Below are 16,337 nucleotides of genomic sequence, written 5' to 3' on the forward strand. Positions count from 1 at the left end.
ATGGCGCTGCGCGAGCGGGTCGCGCGGGCGCGGCTGCGCCGGCGCTTCCGCGAGGTGCACGCCGTCCGGGGGGTGAGCCTGCAGCTACGCGAGGGCGATTCGCTCGGCATCATCGGCGCCAACGGCTCGGGCAAGAGCACCCTGCTGGCCGCGCTCACCGGCCTGCTGCCGATCGAGAGCGGCACCATCCGGGTGCGCAGCCGGCCGACCCTGCTCGGGGTGGGCGCGGTGCTGCGCCAGCAGCTCTCCGGGCGGCGCAACGTCGTGCTCGGCTGCCTGGCGTCGGGGATGACCCCGGACGAGGTCGAGGCCCAGATCGACGACATCATCGACTTCGCCGGGCTGCGCGAGTTCATCGACATGCCGATGCGCGCGTACTCGTCGGGGATGCGGGCGCGGCTCACGTTCTCGATCGCGACCGCCCGAGCACCGGACATCTTGCTCGTCGACGAGGCACTCGCCGTCGGTGACGAGGCGTTCAAGCGTCGTTCGACCGAGCGCATCGACAGCATCCGCAGGCGCTCGGGAGCCGTCGTGCTCGTCAGCCACAACCTGAACGAGATCCGCACGTCCTGCAACAGGGCGATCTGGATGGACCACGGCTTGGTCGTCGACGCGGGCACCCCTGACGAGGTCGTCGATCGCTACCTGGCCTCCCCTCAGGCCTGAGCCGCCCACTCCTCCAGCAGCCGGACGAAGCGCGCGCCGTCGGTTTGCCAGCTGAAGTGGGCGAGCACATGGGCGTGGCCAGCCCGCGCGGCTCGGTCACGGCCCGGGCGGTCACCGAGGAGGCGCTCCACGGCATCGACCGTCGCCTCGACGTCGCCGAACGGCACGACCGCGCCGCCGCCGCTCTCCCGCACCAGCTCGACGGCGAGCGGCAGCGGCGTCGTCACCACCGGCACCCCGTGGGCGAGGTACTCGACGAGCTTGGTCGGGCGGGAATGCCTGTAGTTGGCCTCGTCGTGCAGCAGGGACAGCCCGGCGAGCGCGCCGTCCACCTCGGCCATCGCCTCCGGGTTGGTCCGGTAGCCGAGCCAGGTCACGTCACCGGCTCGCGCCGCGGCTCCCACCTGCTCACGCACGTCCGCGTCCGCGTCGCCGATCAACACCACGTCGACGCGGCCACGTAGACGGCGGCCGAGGGCGACCAGCTCGCGGACGCCGCGGCTCGCCGAGATGCGCCCGACGTAGACCACCCGCGGGGTGCGCCCCTCGTCGAGGGGCGCCACAGTCGTCGGTACCCAGGTGCTGTTCGGCACCACCGCCGCCGCGCCGAGACGCTCGGCGTAAGCGTCCTCGGCGAGCAGAAGGTGCACCCGCCGGCGCGCGACGCGTTCCACCACCAAGACCAGCCGGACCACCGCCGGCCGTGCCCAGCGCGGGATCCAGCGCCGGTCGCCGACCGACGCGACGAAGTCCTCGTGCACGTCCCACACGATCGGTGCCCGCCAGCGCAGCGTCGCCACCACGGCGAGCAACTCGGGATCGTGCACCAGCAACACGTCGGCGACGCCACGCCGGGCGGCGAGTGCCTGCCGTGTCGCCCGCCATGCTCGCCACCGGCGCCGGCCGACCGCACGCGGCACGTCTACGCGCACCAATCCGGGAGGGTCGCCGTCGGCGTAGGGCGCGACGAGGGTCACCTGGTGGCCCGCCTCCAGCAGGCTGCGCGCTTGGCGGTGCACGATCCGCGCGTCGTCGCCGCGGTGGGCACAGGTGGCGACGACGACGTGCATTGCGGACCGTCCGCGGTCAACCGGCGACTACGCCGTCGACCTGCCAAGCGACGGCGTCGTCGGTGGCGTCGCCCGGTGCATTCGTGGCGACGTCGGCGGAGAACCCGCCGCTGCCCGAGACGACGTTCCAGGTGCCGCCGGTGAACGTCGACCGGCCACGGAGATGCCAGACGCCACCGTCGAGGTGCGCTTCTCCCGCCGCAGAGCCGGTGACCGTGCCGAGCGGGGTCGTGAGGGTCCACGAAGCCGAGAACTGATCGGGTGCGCTCACCCCAAGTGCGTCGACGCCGCGGGTCAAGGTGAGCGCCACCTCCCACGACCCGACGGTCGAAGCGACGGCGCGAGACGTGACCGGGCTCGCCGCGCCGCTGGCGGTGAACGTCCAGCTGGTGACACCACCGGTGGCCGGGTCGGCGTCGGAGGCTTCGCCCGACGACGTCGTCGGAGCGCTGTCGACGAGCGGCTCGGCGACGGTGAACCACGAGTCGGCGCCGGCGCTGACGGTCGTGATCGGCGTCACCCGACCGGACAGGCTGACGCCACGCAGCACGATCGGTGTGCTCCTCGCCACTTCGAGGCATGTCGGAGCGCCGCTGCCCGGGGAGCGGACGACACCGTCGGCATCCGAGCGGTAGCGGCCTTCGAGCATCACGTCGGAGGCCGCCGACAGTCGCGCCGCCGCCGCGTCGGCGAACGCCACGACGAAGCGCACCTCGTCGTAGCCGCCGCGGCCGAAGCAGGCGAGCGCGTCACCGACACCGTCGACCCCGTAGACCGGCGCCATGTCGAGCGAGGTGACGAAGGGCGAGCCGAGCTCGGGGTGGTGCCCGGCGGTGCCGGTGGGGTCGCCTCCTCCCGCGCCGCCGCCGACGATCGCCGACAGCCGGTCGATCGCCGCCGTCGGAACCGTCGGATCGCCACCGAACGCGACGACGAACCCGGGGCTGACGCAACCGAGCGGTGGCGCATCGGACGAGCACCAATCCCCGTCCGGGTCGAAGGCACCCTCCAGCAACGCGGCGACGGAGGCGGGCAGCGCGGCGGATTGGGCCCGTACCAGCAGCACAGGTGCGGCGTCGTGTGCCGGCTGCGGCAGGTCGGCGGAGACCGCCGGGTGGGCGCCGGTCGTCGGAGCCAGCGCCCGTGACGGCGCCCCGGGGTCGGCCGCGGAGCCGTTCGCCCTCGCGCACCACGGCCCGGCGCCGAGAGCGTCGGGCCAGCCGAGCGCGGTGGCGCCCGAGCCCGACGAAGCGGCGACGCAGGCCAGGCTGCCGGCGAAGTCGGCCGCATCGCCGGTAGGCCACCAGCCGCCGAGTCGCTCGGCCATCTGCACGCTCGTCGCGTACCGATCGTCACCGGCGATGCGGGTCACCTCGGCGCCGGTCAGCTCCTCCGCCTCGGCCGCGACCACCTCGGGCACCCTCAACGGGCCTCCGAGCACGACCACGTTGTCGGCGTCGAACGTCTCCAGCGCCGCGCGTGTGGCCTCGGGCAGCCGGGCGGTGCCGTCGTGGAGCAGCACCGGCACCTGCCAGTAGCTGATCCACCAGCCGGCGGCGAGCGCATCTGCTCCGGTCAGCCCGTCGGCCAGGACGACGGTGCGGGTGAGCAGGCGGCACGATCGTGCCGAGTCGCGCAGCTCGACGACGGAGTTCGCGTAGAACCCCATCCGCGCGTCGCCGTCGTCGGTGACCGGGTCGACGCAAGCCGTGGCTGTGGTCGACGCCGTGCCGAGGCTGCGCGCGACGGCGACTGCGGTGGCGAACCGGTTGTTGCCCGACACACGGAACACCTCGTCGTAGCCGACGGCGACGAGCTCGGCATCGACGGCAGATGGCACGGCCGCTGATCCGCCGACCACGATCGCCTGGCGGGCGAGCGAACAGCCGCCACGGCGCAGGTCCTGCACGACGGCCCTCGCCGGGGCGCTGAGAGCAGTCGCACCCTGCCGGGCCGACCGGGTGACGACGACTGGAGCACCGTCGGTGTCGACGCGGGCGAAGCCGCCGATCGGGTCGAACAGCGGGTCCGCGGCCGACGTGCGCTGCAGGTACGGCTCGCTCGACTCGCCCGTCGGGTCGGACAGCGCGGAAGCGGCGAGGGAGTCGGCCGGGCTGTCGCCGGCGACGACGATGACCGCCCGCGGACACGTGTCGAGGCCCCACCAGTCGCCGGCGGCAGCGAGCGTCGCCGCCCCACCGGAGGAACGGTCGGCGGTGTCGAACGGGAAGTCGCCCTCGCCACGCAACGCCAAAGCCATCGCCAGCCCGGTCTGGTAGCGGTCCAGGCCGTGGAGGCGCAGCGCGTTGGCCCAGCCTTCCAGCTCCGGCGAGACCGACGGCGTGCTCGGCCACTGCGCCGGCCCCGGGGATTCACCAGGGGGTTCGGCGACGTCGGCACGAGCCACGTTGCCGGCGGTGGCGGTCGTTGCAAGCGCAACGACCGCGAACAGGCAAACGCGGCGGATCACGCCCCGAGCGTGAGCGTCCACGAACCGCCCTCGGTCAGCTCCAGCGATCCGCTGAAGCTGCCGGACTCGATGAGCGCGACATCGCCCGACGATGCGCGGAACACTCCGGACACCGAGAGCGCGAGCGGGATCGAGCCGTCGCCGGGGTCGGCACCGGTGCCCTGGCCGGCGAGGCGCAGGCCGACGACGCGGCCGTCGTCGAGGACGATGTCGAGCACCGCCTCCAGGCGATAAGCACCCGCCGCGTCGGGCTCGGGCTCGACGGCGACGCGCCCGGAGAAGGAGCCGGAGAGACCGGCGTCGGCGAGCGAGAGCTGAACCGGACCCGACACGTCGATCCTGGGGCCGGCCTGGGCGGCGCTGATCGGCCCGGCGAAGACCGTGCCGCCGCTCGGGATGACGGGGGGGACGGTGGGCGGAGGCGGAGCCTCGGTGGCCGGGGGTGTCGCCGGGACCGTCTCGGTGACCGTCGGCTCGGGGGCGACGGTGATCGGGGCCGGGTCGACGACGGCCGAGTCGACCGGTGCGGCGGTGGCGACGGTGTCGGGCACTGCCTGCACCGCCGGCGCGGTGTCGGCGACGATCGCGACGTCGCCTCCGGTCGCCGCGAGAGGCCTGGTGACGGGGTCGGTGAGCTCGAGCGACGGTGCTTGCGCCGACGGGTCGAGGCTTGCCGCCGCGGGTTCGGCGACCTTCGAGGAGGGCGTGTCGAGCTCTTCGTACTGGGTCGGCCCCGACGAGGGCACGATCGCGACCGCGACCATGCCGATGCCGACCGCTGCCTTGGTGAGCAGCGGCACCGTTTGGGGACCTGCGGCGACGACGGTGCTCGCCGCGTCGAGCGCCGACTGCAGACTCGCCGCGGCCTGGGTGAACTGGGCCGATCCGGCGGAAGCGGCCGGGACGGAACTGGCCGCGGTGGCGCCGACCGTGCCCGCCGGCGAGCCGGTGCCGGCGCCGTCTGCGGCCACGGCCGCGCGTTGGCCCTTGCGCAGGCCGGCAGCGACGAGCAGCGGGAGCACCGCCACACCGCGCAACACGTGGCGCAGGGCGGTGCGGGCCCGGCTGACGCGCGCTCGCGCGTTCTCCTCGGAGACTCCCGAGACCTGGGCCACCTCGTCGTAGGTGAGGTCGTCCACGAACCGGAGCTGCAGCGCCTCGCGGTACGTCGGGGGCAAGGAGTCGAGCGCGGCGCTCAGCTCGCTGTCGTCGAGCACGAGTCCGAGCTGTTCCTCGACGCCCGGCGTGGCGTCGCCGAGGCGCGGTTCGGCGCCCCAGCGCCGTGCCTTGTCGTCCTCGCGCCGGCGGCGGTTGGCCTCGTCGATGCAGACGTTCGCGCAGATCCGGTGCAGCCAGGGCCCGATGCGGTAGTCGCCGTCGACTCGGTGCAGGGCGCGGAACGCCCTCGCGAAGGTCTCCTGGACGGCATCGTCGGCCGCGGCCGAATCGTGCAGCCGGCGCAGGGCGTGGCGGCGCAGCTCGGGCTCGTAGGCGCGCACGAGCTCGGTGAACGCCGCGCGGTTGCCCGCACGGTGCGATTCGACCAGTTGCACGTCCTCGATCGAGGCTGACACAGACCGCTCCTCGGATGGACGCCGCCGACACCGGCGGACACCCGCCCGGCAGGACTGTATCGCACTGCGCGGTGCCTGCGACGGCCAAACTTTCGCCCGCATCTGCGCGGCGTCAGGCGAACCCGTCGAGGTCCACTTCCCGCTCGATTCCGTGAGAGAGCTGCAGCCACGGGCGGCGCTCGTTGACCAGGTGCTGTTGCGCCGCGGCATCTACGCCGGCGACGCCGACCGCAGGCACGTATTCGTAGACGAGTTGGGCGGCCCGCAGCGGTGCGAGCTGGGGGTCGTCGACGAGCACGACCATCCGCTCCGCTCGCCCGCCGAGGCGCTCGACGACATCGGCCACCTGGTGGCCGCGTGCATCGACGAGCACCACCGGCCCGCGACCGGGCACGGGCACGATGTGGGGTGCGTGCTCGCTCCACCACGAGCTGCGGGCGACGACGCGCAGCTCCACCGGGCGCAACGCGCGGCGTACCCGATGCGCGAGGTGGCGGCTGCGGTGCAGCCCCGACCGCCCGACGGCACCTACGCGGCGCATCGCCGGCTGCCATCGCACCGGCAGGCGGTCGAGGACGAAGTGATAGGAGCGCCCGAGGGCACCGCCGGCCGCCGTCACAGCCAGCCCCTCACGAGCGCAGCCACCTGCTCGGCCCCGTCGGCCGGCGCCAGAGCCTGCAGACGGGCGTGGATCGCCGCCCGCGCGGAGGCGTCGGCGAGCTGTTCGACGCCTGCCGCCAGCCCGGCCGGATCGGTCCCGTCCCAGCGCAGGCCGAGCCCGCGGTCGGCGGCGAAGCGGGTGCGCGCGTCCTGGTCGTCGGTGCGGGTGGCGAGGTTCGGGACGAAGAGCGTCGGCACCCGACGGGCGAGAGCCTCGTGGAACGAGTTGTACCCGGCGGCGAGCACCGCGGCGTCGAAGGCCGCGAACCACCTGCTGATCGGGAACCGGCGCACGACCGTGACGCCCTCGTGGTGCTCGCCACCGTCCGCGCTCAGCTCGCTCCGCGCGACGACCACCCGCAACCCGTCGTGAACGCGGAGGGCAGAGACGACGGCCCCGGTGAGCGACGACACGTCGTTGATCGCCCCCGCGCCGAGCTGCACGAGCACGTTCGTGCCTGTGGGATCGAGCCCGAGCTGCGCGCACGCCGTCGCGCGTTCGAGATGCCCATCGTCGTACACGATCGGGTTCACGACGTGCGCCTGCGCGCGCCGCGACACCGTCGCCCCGCGGTCGTACTCCGCCGCGTACTCGCCGGGCTCGACGACGTGGTCGAAGCGGTGCTCGGCGGTGAGCGCTTCGACGCCGACACCGGTGCGCCACATCGCCCGGCGCTGCCAGACGCGCACCACCCGGCGCCGGTGCCGGGTGAGGCCCGCGACCAGCCCCGCGTAGGGGTGGACGCCGTCGAAGAGCACCACTCGTGGCCGGTAGAAGCGCACGAGATGGTCGATCCGGTCGTCGAGCAGCTCGTGCCAGTGTCGAGTCGACATGCCGAGCTGACCGTGCGAGGCCATGTGCTCCACGTGGAAGCCGGCCGCGACGGGGACGGCGACGGCGGCCGACAACGTGAAGATGATCGGATCGACGCCCGGCTGCAGCGAGCGCGCGATGGCCATCATGCGGGTGACGTGGCCGAGGCCGACGCCGTTGCTGGTGCAGAGCAGCACCCGCGCTTCGCCTGGCACGGCGGGCAACCTACCGCCCGGTCGCGGAGTCGTCTTGATGCGTGCCGGCGAGCGGCAGGCGCACACCGAGCACGAGACGCGAATCCGGATGCGCGAGGTCGAGGGGGACGATGCTGCGCGCGCCGTGGGTGCGCGCGATGCCCCGCACGCGGCGCTGCGCGTATTCGGGCCAGCGGTCGGCTGCTCCCTTCCAGTTGGCACGGCTGGTGACCGTCTCGAACTCGACGCCGAGTTCGGCCGCGATCGGCGGCGGGGCCATGGTGGCCGCGACGACGGGGACGAAGGTGCCCGAGCGGTCGCGCAGCTCACCGAGCCGGCGCACCGCCTGCTCGACCTGGCGGGGCGAGGCCTCCAACCCGACGACCAGCACCACCTGCAGCTGCGCCGCCCATCCCGGAGCGATGGCGACGCCTGCCGACGGCGCGGTGCCTGCCGCGACGGGCCGAGAACCGCCGGCCGGCGGACCGATCAGCGACTGCAGCCGGGCGACGTGGGCGGCGTGGGAGAAGCGCTGTTCGACGACGCGCCTGCCTCGCTCGGACTGGGCGAGGTACGCATCGTGGTCGGCGTGCAGGTCGACCACGATGCGCCGCACGTCGGCCGGCACGGCGTAGATGCACGCATCGCCGAACAGCGAGCGGAAGTGCTCCGCCAGCACCACGACGGCGCCGCTCGCGAGCGCCTCCAAGATGCCCCGCCCGAACGCTTCCACCATGTCGGGGTGGTGGAAGTAGACGTACACGTCGATCCCGGAGAGGAACTCCCGCGCGGGCATCGCCCCGAACTCCAGCACCTGCCAGTGGGCAGGTTCTCGCCCGAGCACCTCCGCCACGCCGGCGGACCCGCCGAGCACCCGTACGCGCACAGCCCCCGGTCCGGGGGGCTCGTCGGGGTAGGCCGCCAGCAGCTCCTCCGCCGTCGCCGGCCACTTCAGCGGGCTCGGCCGGCTGTGCCTGCCGATCACCGGGCCGCCACTGCGGGAGCGACGACGATCGACGGACCAGCTCGTGGTGTCGATCACCTCGACCCAGTCGTCGGCGGAGAGCTCGATGCCGCCGAGCTCGGCGGCTGCTGCCAGGCGGGCCCGCACCTCGGGGCCGACCGGGGCCCACGTCGGCCGATGCCCGAGCGCCTCGACGACGTTCGCGTCGACCGTCGCCGGGTGGTAGTGCACGGTGCCGTCCGGGTCCACGGGCACCTGCCCGGCGGCCACGACCACCCTCTCCGCGTCGACCGGCAGGCGCCCGCCGAGAGAGCGCGCCATCACCGTCGGGTGCTTGACCACCACGAGCCGTGCCCGGGTGCCGCGGCCCGGTACCAGCAGCGCGACCCGGCCGTCGTCGACCAGCCCCTGCAGCGCGGGATGGAAGGGCCGCTCAGCGGACAGGCTCGTCGACTGCAGGTGGAGCAGCGCCACGCTGTAGCCCGCCGCGAGCGAAGCGTCGAGCTCTTCGACGAGGCTCGTCGAGGTGCCCCCGGGGAACCGCAGGTCGGACACGTAGAGCAGGTCGACGTCGACGAGCCCCGGGGCAGGGGCTGTCCGGCGTGGTCGGCTGCGGAGCACGCGGCGAGCGTAGAGCTTCACCCGTCGGGCAGCAGGCTGGCGAGCTCCCCGCCGACCACCCCTGCCAGCGACCGGGAGAACGTCTGCGTGAGGTGATGCTGGTCGCGAAACACGACCACGCCGCGCTCGTCGACCACCTCACACCACTGCGCGGGGCAGACATCGGCACCGAGGTCGAGGAAGCGCACCCCGTCGGGCGCGACTGCCGCCTCGAGAGCGATCAGCTCGCGGTCGAGGTTGCTGCGTGCTGCGGTGTCGAACCCGCAGGCGCTCGGCGAGCCCGGCTGCGCGGAGAGGCATGTCGGCACGTCGTCGGTCGGCCACGGGGTGTCCTCCAGGCGCACCACCTTGCGGGCCACGCCGAGGAGCTCGGCGAACGACCGCTGCGCGGCCTGCTGCCACAGCACGTCTGCCCGGGCCGGGTCTTCCAACCGGTGGCCGTTCCCGTCGTCGAGCACATCGCGGTACGAGTAGGTGTTCGTCATCACCAGGAGATCGATCGGCGCGGCGCGGCGGAGCTGGTCCAAGACGCTCGCCCGCCAGGTGCCGCACTCGTCGTAGCGGCGCTCCAGGCGCTTGCTCCAGAGGGTGACGTCGAACATCGTGCACGCGCTCTTCGTCCAGCCGAGCACGCGCCAGCCGTTCTCCGTCCCGGCCGCGTCCAGCGCCGGCAGCCACTGCTGCGCATGGCTGTCGCCGACGACGGCCACGGTCACGGATCCTGCCGGATCGCCGTATACGCAATCGGGCGGGACCGCGACGTCGGCGAGCTGCGCGCTGCACCGCTCGACCGGCCCGACGGTGACGATGTCGTCCCTCGCCTGCGCGGGCGTCATCGGCGCGACGGCTTGCTCGGCCACGACTCCCTCGGCCACGACTCCCTCGGCCACGACAGGGGTGGCGACGGCGATGTCGCCGCCGTCGACGACGCGCAGGGCGCCGATTCCGAGCAGGATCGGCAGCGACGAGAGGGCGAGGCCGAGCACCAGGCTGCGCCACGGGGCATCGCGGAGCAAGGCCGCGTAGCGCAACGGTTGTTCGACGACGACGTGAGAGGCCGCGGCGAGCCCGAGCGAAGCGACGACAGCGACGGCGGTCACCACCCCGGCGCTGAACGGCGCGCCGTGGCGGTCGTTCCACAGCAAAGCGATGCCGATCGCCGGCCAATGCCACAGGTACCAGGCATACGAGAGCCGGCCGAGCAGCGGCAGCGGTCTCGAGCCGAGCACCCGCGAGACCACCGTCTGGCGGTGGGCGGCGGCGATGACCACGGCCGCGCAGCCGAGCACGGGCACCAGCGCGGCGCGACCGGGGAAGGCGGTGCCGGCGCCGAACCTGGTGGCGGCGTACACGACGGCGGCGAGGCCCGCACCGGCCAGCACGTCGGCGGCCAGCCGCGGCAGCCGGCGGGCAAGAGGTACGGCGAGCGCGAGGCCCGCTCCGACGCCGAGCTCCCACAGCCGGGTGTGGGTCACGAAGTAGGCCTCGGGGCCGAGACGAGAGGTCGAGCTCCACGACGCGGCAAGCGAGACCACGACGACGACTCCGATCGCAAACGCCAACAGTGCGTGCAGCTGCCGGCGCCGAGGTGCACGGCGGCCGGCGAACCAGGCCACGGCGATGATCAGGGCCGGCCAGAGCGCGTAGAACTGCTCCTCGATCGAGAGCGACCAGTAGTGCACGAGCAGGCTGTCGGTGACCTCGGCGTCGGAGTACGCCGTCGCCTGGCCGGCGAAGCGCCAGTTCGCCACGTAGAGCGCCGCGGCCCTTGCGTCGCGTACCAGGCCTGCCCGGGCGAGCGGCGGCAGCAGCACCATCCCGGCGAGCAGCGTCGCCACGAGCACCAGGGTCGAGAGCGGCAGCAGCCGGCGCGCCCGCCGGGCGAAGAACTGCCCGAGTGCGATCCGATCCGTCGCCGCCAGCTCGGCCAGCAACAACCCGGTGATCAAGAAGCCGGAGAGCACGAAGAAGACGTCGACGCCGACGAAACCTCCCGGCAGCCAGCTGAGCCCGGCGTGGTACCCGACGACGAGCAGGATCGACACCGCGCGCAGCCCGTCGATGTCGGCGCGGTGCGGGCGCGGTGGAGGCGCTGCCGCCGGGTGGCGGTCGGCGAGCTCGTCGTCCTCGCGGAACGCGGCGGGTGTGTCGGCGACGACGTGATCCATAGGCCTTCGGCAATGCGCACGGAGTGCCCGCGTAGGCTAGGACGCCGGGCGTCCGCCAGGCCGGCAACGCCGCTCTCGGGTGAAGGAGGACGACCGTGACCACGCTGGTGACCGGCGGCGCGGGGTACATCGGCTCGCACACGGTGCGGGCCATGCGCGAGCAAGGACGCGACGTGGTCGTGCTCGACACACTCGAGCTGGGTCACCGGGCAGCGGTGCTCGACACCCCGCTCGTCGTCGGTGACGTGGCCGACGAGCCACTCGTCGCGCGGCTCTGCGCGGACCACGGGGTCGACTCGTGCATCCACTTCGCCGCCTACAAGAACGTCGGCGAATCCATGCAGTCGCCCGGCAAGTACTGGCTGAACAACGTCGCCGGCACCGTGCACCTGGTAGAGGCGCTGCTGCGCGCAGGGGTCGACCGCCTGGTGTTCTCCTCGTCGTGCTCGGTCTACGGCACCCCCGCGCAGGTGCCGGTCACCGAAGACGCGCCCGTGCGGCCCGAGAGCGTCTACGCCGAGTCGAAGGCCTCCATGGAGCGCGTGCTGCGCTGGTACGACGCGACGTCTGCGCTGCGCTCGGTGAGCCTGCGCTACTTCAACGCCGCTGGGGCCAGCTCCGACGCGCTGATCGGGGAAGACTGGACGCACTCGCTGAACCTGGTGCCGGTGGTGATGAAGGCCGCGCTCGGCCAGCGCGACCCGGTGCAGGTGTTCGGCGACGACTACCCGACCCCCGACGGCACCTGCATCCGCGACTACATCCACGTCGACGACCTGGCAGACGCTCATGTCCGGGCCCTCGATCACCTCGAGCGCGGTGGGGCCAGCGAAGCCCTCAACGTCGGCACCGGCGTCGGCAGCTCCGTGCTCGACGTGATCAACGAGACCGAGCGCCTGAGCGCGAGGTCGGTCCCCCACGAGATCGTCGGGCGCCGCGCGGGAGACCCCGTGGCGGTCTACGCGGACCCGGGCCGCGTGCACGAAGTGCTCGGGTGGAAGGCCAGCCGTGGCCTGGACGAGATCCTCGCCACGGCCTGGGCATGGCACTCGTCGCACCCTCGCGGGTACGAGGGCTCGGGCTCCTAGAGCGCGGCGTCGGGGAGCGTGGCGTCGGGGTCGTCGGCGGCCGGACCGACGGCGCCGATCGCGTCGAAGTAGGCGAGGTGCGCGTCGACGACGTTCACCACGTCGACGTCGTCGAGCAGCTCCACCCCGTGGCGCTCGGCCTCGCCGAGCAGGTAGCCGACGAGGGCGTCCTCGGCGACGACGACAGGCACGTCGATGTCCTGGGGCCGATCGATCACGTCGTCGGGCTGCAGGCCCCGCTCGTGGAGCCAGCGCAGGTGCAACAACAAGAGCTCTTCCAGCTCGCCGGGGGTCAGCCTCGCCTGCGTCGCCGCGGGCAGCCGCTCGACGACGAACGCGATCGCCTGGTCCGGCTGGTAGACGGCGCGGGGGGCGACGGCGTCGAGCCGGCGTGCTTCGCGCCCGATGGTGACGGCCGCGATCGACACCACGGCGATCCCGGCGAGCACCACGAAGACCCACGTCACCGCCTCCACGGGAGATGACGCTAGCCGCGCGCCCTTGCGTAGCCGCCGGGCCCTCGCGGGTAGCGTCGCCCCGTGCGCGAGGAGATGCAGCAGTGGGCTTACAAGGCGGTGCGCGCGACGCGGGTGGGCGCGGAGCGCGTCGAGCACCGGCTCGCCCCCCGCTCCCCCGCCGGGCGCGACGCGGCCGACGAGCCGGCCGGCGGCCACCCGCCTGCTCCGTTCGTACCGTTCCCCCTCGCGCCTGGTCAGAGCATCGACGAGGTGCGCAGGCGGGCCCAGGGGCGGCGGTGGTTCCACACGTTCGAGTTCGCGGACCCGGCCACCGGTGAGCAGTGGCGCCTCGAGGGCTACGACCCGACTCTGGAGAAGCTCAAGATCATCGGCCTCCCCGAACGCCTCGACGGGATGAGCGTGCTCGACATCGGCACCTACGACGGCTTCTTCGCCCTGGAGTCGGCCCGGCGTGGCGGCGACGTGCTCGCCACCGACTCGTTCTCGTGGCTGTTCCCCGGCGAGGACGCGTACGGCAACTTCCACATCGTTCTCGAAGCCACCGGGCTCGCCGTGCGCGAGCAGACGATCGCCGTGGAGGACCTGTCGCCGGAGGCGACCGGAGGTCCTTTCGACGTGGTGCTGTTCTTCGGGGTGCTCTACCACGCCCCCGACCCGCTCGGGTACATGCGCCGGGTGCGTTCGGTGACGAAGGGCCACGCGCTCGTCGAGACGGTCGTCGACCTGCTCGACATCGACCGCCCCGCGCTCGCCTACTACCCCGGCGCCTATCTGAACGGCGATCCGACGAACCACTTCGGACCCAACCTCGCCGCGGTCGAGGGCCTCGCCATCGACGCCGGCTTCAGTCGCGTCGAGCACCTCGCGACGTGGAGCCCGGACCTGGTGGAGCACCTCACCGGGCGTCCGACGCCGGAAGGCCCGCCACGCAGCGGCCGCGCGGTCTTCCGCTGTTCTGTCTGACTCGAACGTCGTCGATAATGCGCGGCGATCGCCGCCGCGGACGCTTGGTCAGATGCCGATGCGCTGCGCGAGCAGCTCGCGGTGGTAGGTGGGGTCGCCGAACAGCAGCTCAGACGACTTCGCCCGCTTGAAGTACAGGTGGGCGGGGTGCTCCCAGGTGAAGCCGATGCCACCGTGGATCTGGATGTTCTCCGCCGTGGCGTGGAAGTAGGCCTCTGAGCAGTACGCCTTCGCGAGCGAGGCCACCGAGGCGAGCTCGTCGTTCATCTCGCTCGCACACCACATGCCGTAGTAGGCCGCCGACTTCGCGGACTCCACCTCGAGCAACATGTCGGCGCACTTGTGCTTGATCGCCTGGAACGATCCGATCGGGCGGCCGAACTGCACGCGCACCTTCGCGTACTCGACCGCCATCTCGAGCACCTTCTGCGCCCCGCCGACCTGCTCGGCGGCAAGGCCGACGGCGGCGAGGTCGAGCACCGTCGAGAGCACGTTCCAGCCCTCACCCTCGGTGCCGATCAACTCGGCCGGGGTGTTCGCGAACTCGAGCTTGGCCTGCTTGCGCGTCTGGTCCATCGTCGAGAGCGGGGTGCGGGTGAGGCCGGCGGCGTCGCTCGACACCGCGAATAGGCTCGTCCCCTTGCCGGTCTTCGCCGCGACGAGGATCAGGTTCGCGGTGTGCCCGTCGAGCACGAACATCTTCGTGCCCGAGAGCGTCCAGCCGTCGCCGGACGACTTCGCCTCCATCGTGATCCCGCTCTCGTCCCACTTGCCGGAGGGCTCGGTGAACGCGAGGGTGGCGACCGTCTCGCCGGAGGCGATGCCGGGCAGGTACTTCGCCTTGGCCGCGTCGTCGCCGGAGTGGATCAGCGTGTTGGCGGCGAGCACCACCGTGGAGAAGTAGGGAGCGCACAGCAGCGCCCGACCCATCTCCTCGAGCACGACGCCGAGCTCGACGTAGCTGTAGCCCGAGCCGCCGAACTCCTCGGGGATGTGCAGGCCCTGCAGGCCCATCTGCTCGCCCATCTGGGACCACACCGCGGAGTCGAAACCGGCCTCGGTGTCCATCTGCTCACGAACCGCGGTCTCGGGGCTCTTCGCCTCGAGGAACGCACGGACGGTCTTGCGGAGCTCTTCTTGTTCCTCGCTGAAGGCAAAGTTCATGGGATCCATGGTGCCCGAGCGCCCGGATCGCTCGCAAACGAGTCTGTGTACACCGGTGTACCCGTGGCTTATGATGACGTTCGATGGGGTCGATCGACGAAACCGGCGACATGGCGACGATCGGCGTGCGCCAGCTCCGCCAAGAGCTCGCCGCGGCCGTGCGCCGCGCCGGCGCGGGCGCCCACGTGGTGATCACCGTCGACGGACGACCAGCCGCCCAGCTCGGGCCGCTCGCCGGTGTCGCCGGCCAGCAGCGCCTGGCCGACCTCGTCGCCGGCGGCCTCGTCGTCGCCCCGCGCCGCACCGGCGGCTACCGACCGTCGCCTGCCGTGCCGATCTGGGCCGGGGCACGTGTCGACCGGCTGCTGGCGGAGCTCCGCTGATGACGCTCGCCCTCGACACGAGCGCGCTCGTGGCTGCAGTCGTGGAGGGCGCCAACCGCCGGATCGTGCTCGACGCGCTGGCCGCGGAGCCGCACTGGTGCGCGTGCGCGCTGGCGCTGACCGAGGCGCTGGTGCTGGTCGACCGCCTGACCGACGAGCCCGTCCTGCGCGATGACATCGAGGACGAACTGCGCCTGCTCTGGGACCGGGTGGCGGTGGTGCCTCTCGACCAGACGTGCCTCGACCGCGCGGCGTCGCTCGCGAGAGCCCAGCCGGTGCGCCTCGCCGACGCGCTCCATCTCGCCGCCGCCGATCGATTGCCGCGGCCGGTGCGCTTCGCCACGTTCGACCCGGCACAGATCCCGGTTGCCCTGGCGCTCGGCTTCGACGTCGTCTCGGCGTGACGATCCGGCGCCCGGCGGTGCGAGAATGGCAGACATGACGACGCTGCACTACGCCGACTCCGCGCTCGAGGTGCACCGTCTGGTGGTCGGGTCGCTCGACAACAACGTCTTCGTCGTCCGCTGCCGTGACACCGGCGAGGCGGTACTCATCGACGCCGCCAACGAGCACGAGAAGCTGCTCGCCCTCTGCCAGCGCCTCGGCGTGCGCCGCGTGCTCGAGACCCACGGTCACTGGGATCACATCCAGGCCGTGCCGGCGATGCGCGAGGCGGGGTACGAAGTGGCCGTCACGGCGGCCGACGCCCCGATGCTGGCCGCCCAGGGCTACGACGTGCTGATCGACGACGCCGAGGTGATCGAGGTCGGGCGGCTGCGGCTGCACGCGATCCACAACCCGGGCCACACCCCGGGTTCGATCTCGTTCAAGGTGGAGGGCCGCCCGCTGCTGTTCTCCGGCGACACGCTGTTCCCGGGCGGCCCGGGTGCCACCGGTTTCGAGGGCGGCGACTTCGCGACCATCATCGCCTCCCTCGACCAGCGTCTGTTCACGCTTCCCGCCGACACGATCGTCATGCCCGGCCATGGCGTGGACACCACGATCGGCCAGGAGCGTCCGCATCTGCAGGAGTGGGTGGACCGAGGCTGGTGAACC

15 protein-coding genes are annotated in these 16,337 nt (G+C 72.8%); 6 read left to right on the forward strand and 9 right to left on the reverse strand.

All coding sequences use genetic code 11. From position 1 onward, the window contains the following. Complete coding sequence (locus IPM43_03820) at positions 1–669, forward strand: ABC transporter ATP-binding protein (protein QQS26321.1); 669 nt, start codon at positions 1–3, stop codon at positions 667–669. Here IPM43_03820 and IPM43_03825 read toward each other — a convergent pair. The 7 genes from IPM43_03825 to IPM43_03855 all read right to left on the reverse strand — a co-directional run bounded on the left by IPM43_03825 (position 660) and on the right by IPM43_03855 (position 11,204). Beyond that, the gene (locus IPM43_03825; protein ID QQS25513.1) at positions 660–1,739 is read right to left on the reverse strand and encodes a glycosyltransferase family 4 protein; all 1,080 of its coding nucleotides are present in this window, start codon (positions 1,737–1,739) and stop codon (positions 660–662) included. The two genes, IPM43_03820 and IPM43_03825, sit on opposite strands and share 10 nt — an antisense overlap. Positions 1,740–1,755: 16 nt before the next feature. Continuing rightward, the gene (locus tag IPM43_03830; protein ID QQS25514.1) at positions 1,756–4,209 is read right to left on the reverse strand and encodes a cell wall-binding repeat-containing protein; all 2,454 of its coding nucleotides are present in this window, start codon (positions 4,207–4,209) and stop codon (positions 1,756–1,758) included. Next, positions 4,206–5,783, reverse strand: coding sequence for a sigma-70 family RNA polymerase sigma factor (locus tag IPM43_03835; protein ID QQS25515.1), 1,578 nt, complete (start codon positions 5,781–5,783; stop codon positions 4,206–4,208). The genes IPM43_03830 and IPM43_03835 overlap by 4 nt, the downstream gene beginning before the upstream one ends. Positions 5,784–5,895: 112 nt before the next feature. Beyond that, positions 5,896–6,402, reverse strand: coding sequence for a hypothetical protein (locus IPM43_03840; protein QQS25516.1), 507 nt, complete (start codon positions 6,400–6,402; stop codon positions 5,896–5,898). Next, a complete protein-coding gene (locus IPM43_03845) occupies positions 6,399–7,472 on the reverse strand; it encodes a UDP-N-acetylglucosamine--LPS N-acetylglucosamine transferase (GenBank protein QQS25517.1) in 1,074 nt (357 codons plus the stop codon). The genes IPM43_03840 and IPM43_03845 overlap by 4 nt, the downstream gene beginning before the upstream one ends. Before the next feature lie 10 nt (positions 7,473–7,482). Further along, entirely contained in the window at positions 7,483–9,036 is a 1,554-nt protein-coding gene (locus IPM43_03850) for a glycosyltransferase (GenBank protein ID QQS25518.1), read from the reverse strand. Positions 9,037–9,053: 17 nt separating this feature from the next. Then, a complete protein-coding gene (locus tag IPM43_03855; GenBank protein QQS25519.1) occupies positions 9,054–11,204 on the reverse strand; it encodes an acyltransferase in 2,151 nt (716 codons plus the stop codon). A 95-nt stretch (positions 11,205–11,299) separates the two neighbouring features. Here IPM43_03855 and galE point away from each other — a divergent pair, with 95 nt between their 5' ends. Continuing rightward, positions 11,300–12,292, forward strand: a complete 993-nt coding sequence (gene galE, locus IPM43_03860) for a UDP-glucose 4-epimerase GalE (protein QQS25520.1) — start codon at positions 11,300–11,302, stop codon at positions 12,290–12,292. Here galE and IPM43_03865 read toward each other — a convergent pair. After that, positions 12,289–12,768: a hypothetical protein gene (locus tag IPM43_03865; GenBank protein ID QQS25521.1), complete on the reverse strand. Its 480-nt coding sequence runs from the start codon at positions 12,766–12,768 to the stop codon at positions 12,289–12,291. The two genes, galE and IPM43_03865, sit on opposite strands and share 4 nt — an antisense overlap. Positions 12,769–12,831: 63 nt before the next feature. Between IPM43_03865 and IPM43_03870 the strand changes: the two genes are divergently transcribed. Next, the gene (locus tag IPM43_03870) at positions 12,832–13,734 is read left to right on the forward strand and encodes a methyltransferase domain-containing protein (GenBank protein ID QQS25522.1); all 903 of its coding nucleotides are present in this window, start codon (positions 12,832–12,834) and stop codon (positions 13,732–13,734) included. 48 nt (positions 13,735–13,782) lie between these two features. Here the strand turns inward: IPM43_03870 and IPM43_03875 are convergent, their stop codons facing one another. Continuing rightward, on the reverse strand, positions 13,783–14,898 hold the full coding sequence (locus IPM43_03875; GenBank protein QQS25523.1) for an acyl-CoA/acyl-ACP dehydrogenase: 1,116 nt from the start codon (positions 14,896–14,898) through the stop codon (positions 13,783–13,785). A gap of 83 nt (positions 14,899–14,981) precedes the next feature. On the opposite strand from IPM43_03875, the gene IPM43_03880 reads away from it, so the two are divergent. The 3 genes from IPM43_03880 to IPM43_03890 are packed head-to-tail and all read left to right on the forward strand — an operon-like array spanning position 14,982 to position 16,334. After that, a complete protein-coding gene (locus IPM43_03880; GenBank protein QQS25524.1) occupies positions 14,982–15,281 on the forward strand; it encodes a type II toxin-antitoxin system prevent-host-death family antitoxin in 300 nt (99 codons plus the stop codon). Next, entirely contained in the window at positions 15,281–15,685 is a 405-nt protein-coding gene (locus IPM43_03885; protein ID QQS25525.1) for a type II toxin-antitoxin system VapC family toxin, read from the forward strand. Before IPM43_03880 ends, IPM43_03885 begins: the two co-directional genes overlap by 1 nt. Before the next feature lie 25 nt (positions 15,686–15,710). After that, entirely contained in the window at positions 15,711–16,334 is a 624-nt protein-coding gene (locus IPM43_03890) for an MBL fold metallo-hydrolase (GenBank protein QQS25526.1), read from the forward strand. The last annotated feature ends 3 nt before the right edge of the window (positions 16,335–16,337 follow it).

Source organism: Actinomycetota bacterium (assembly GCA_016700055.1).
Taxonomy (GTDB): domain Bacteria; phylum Actinomycetota; class Acidimicrobiia; order Acidimicrobiales; family Ilumatobacteraceae; genus Kalu-18.

Coding starts and splice junctions, on each gene's coding strand:
- IPM43_03820 (QQS26321.1), top strand. CDS start 1: ATGGCGCTGCGCGAGCGGGTCGCGCGGGCGCGGCTGCGCCGGCGCTTC.
- IPM43_03825 (QQS25513.1), bottom strand. CDS start 1,739: ATGCACGTCGTCGTCGCCACCTGTGCCCACCGCGGCGACGACGCGCGG.
- IPM43_03855 (QQS25519.1), bottom strand. CDS start 11,204: ATGGATCACGTCGTCGCCGACACACCCGCCGCGTTCCGCGAGGACGAC.
- IPM43_03875 (QQS25523.1), bottom strand. CDS start 14,898: ATGAACTTTGCCTTCAGCGAGGAACAAGAAGAGCTCCGCAAGACCGTC.
- IPM43_03880 (QQS25524.1), top strand. CDS start 14,982: ATGGGGTCGATCGACGAAACCGGCGACATGGCGACGATCGGCGTGCGC.
- IPM43_03885 (QQS25525.1), top strand. CDS start 15,281: ATGACGCTCGCCCTCGACACGAGCGCGCTCGTGGCTGCAGTCGTGGAG.
- IPM43_03890 (QQS25526.1), top strand. CDS start 15,711: ATGGCAGACATGACGACGCTGCACTACGCCGACTCCGCGCTCGAGGTG.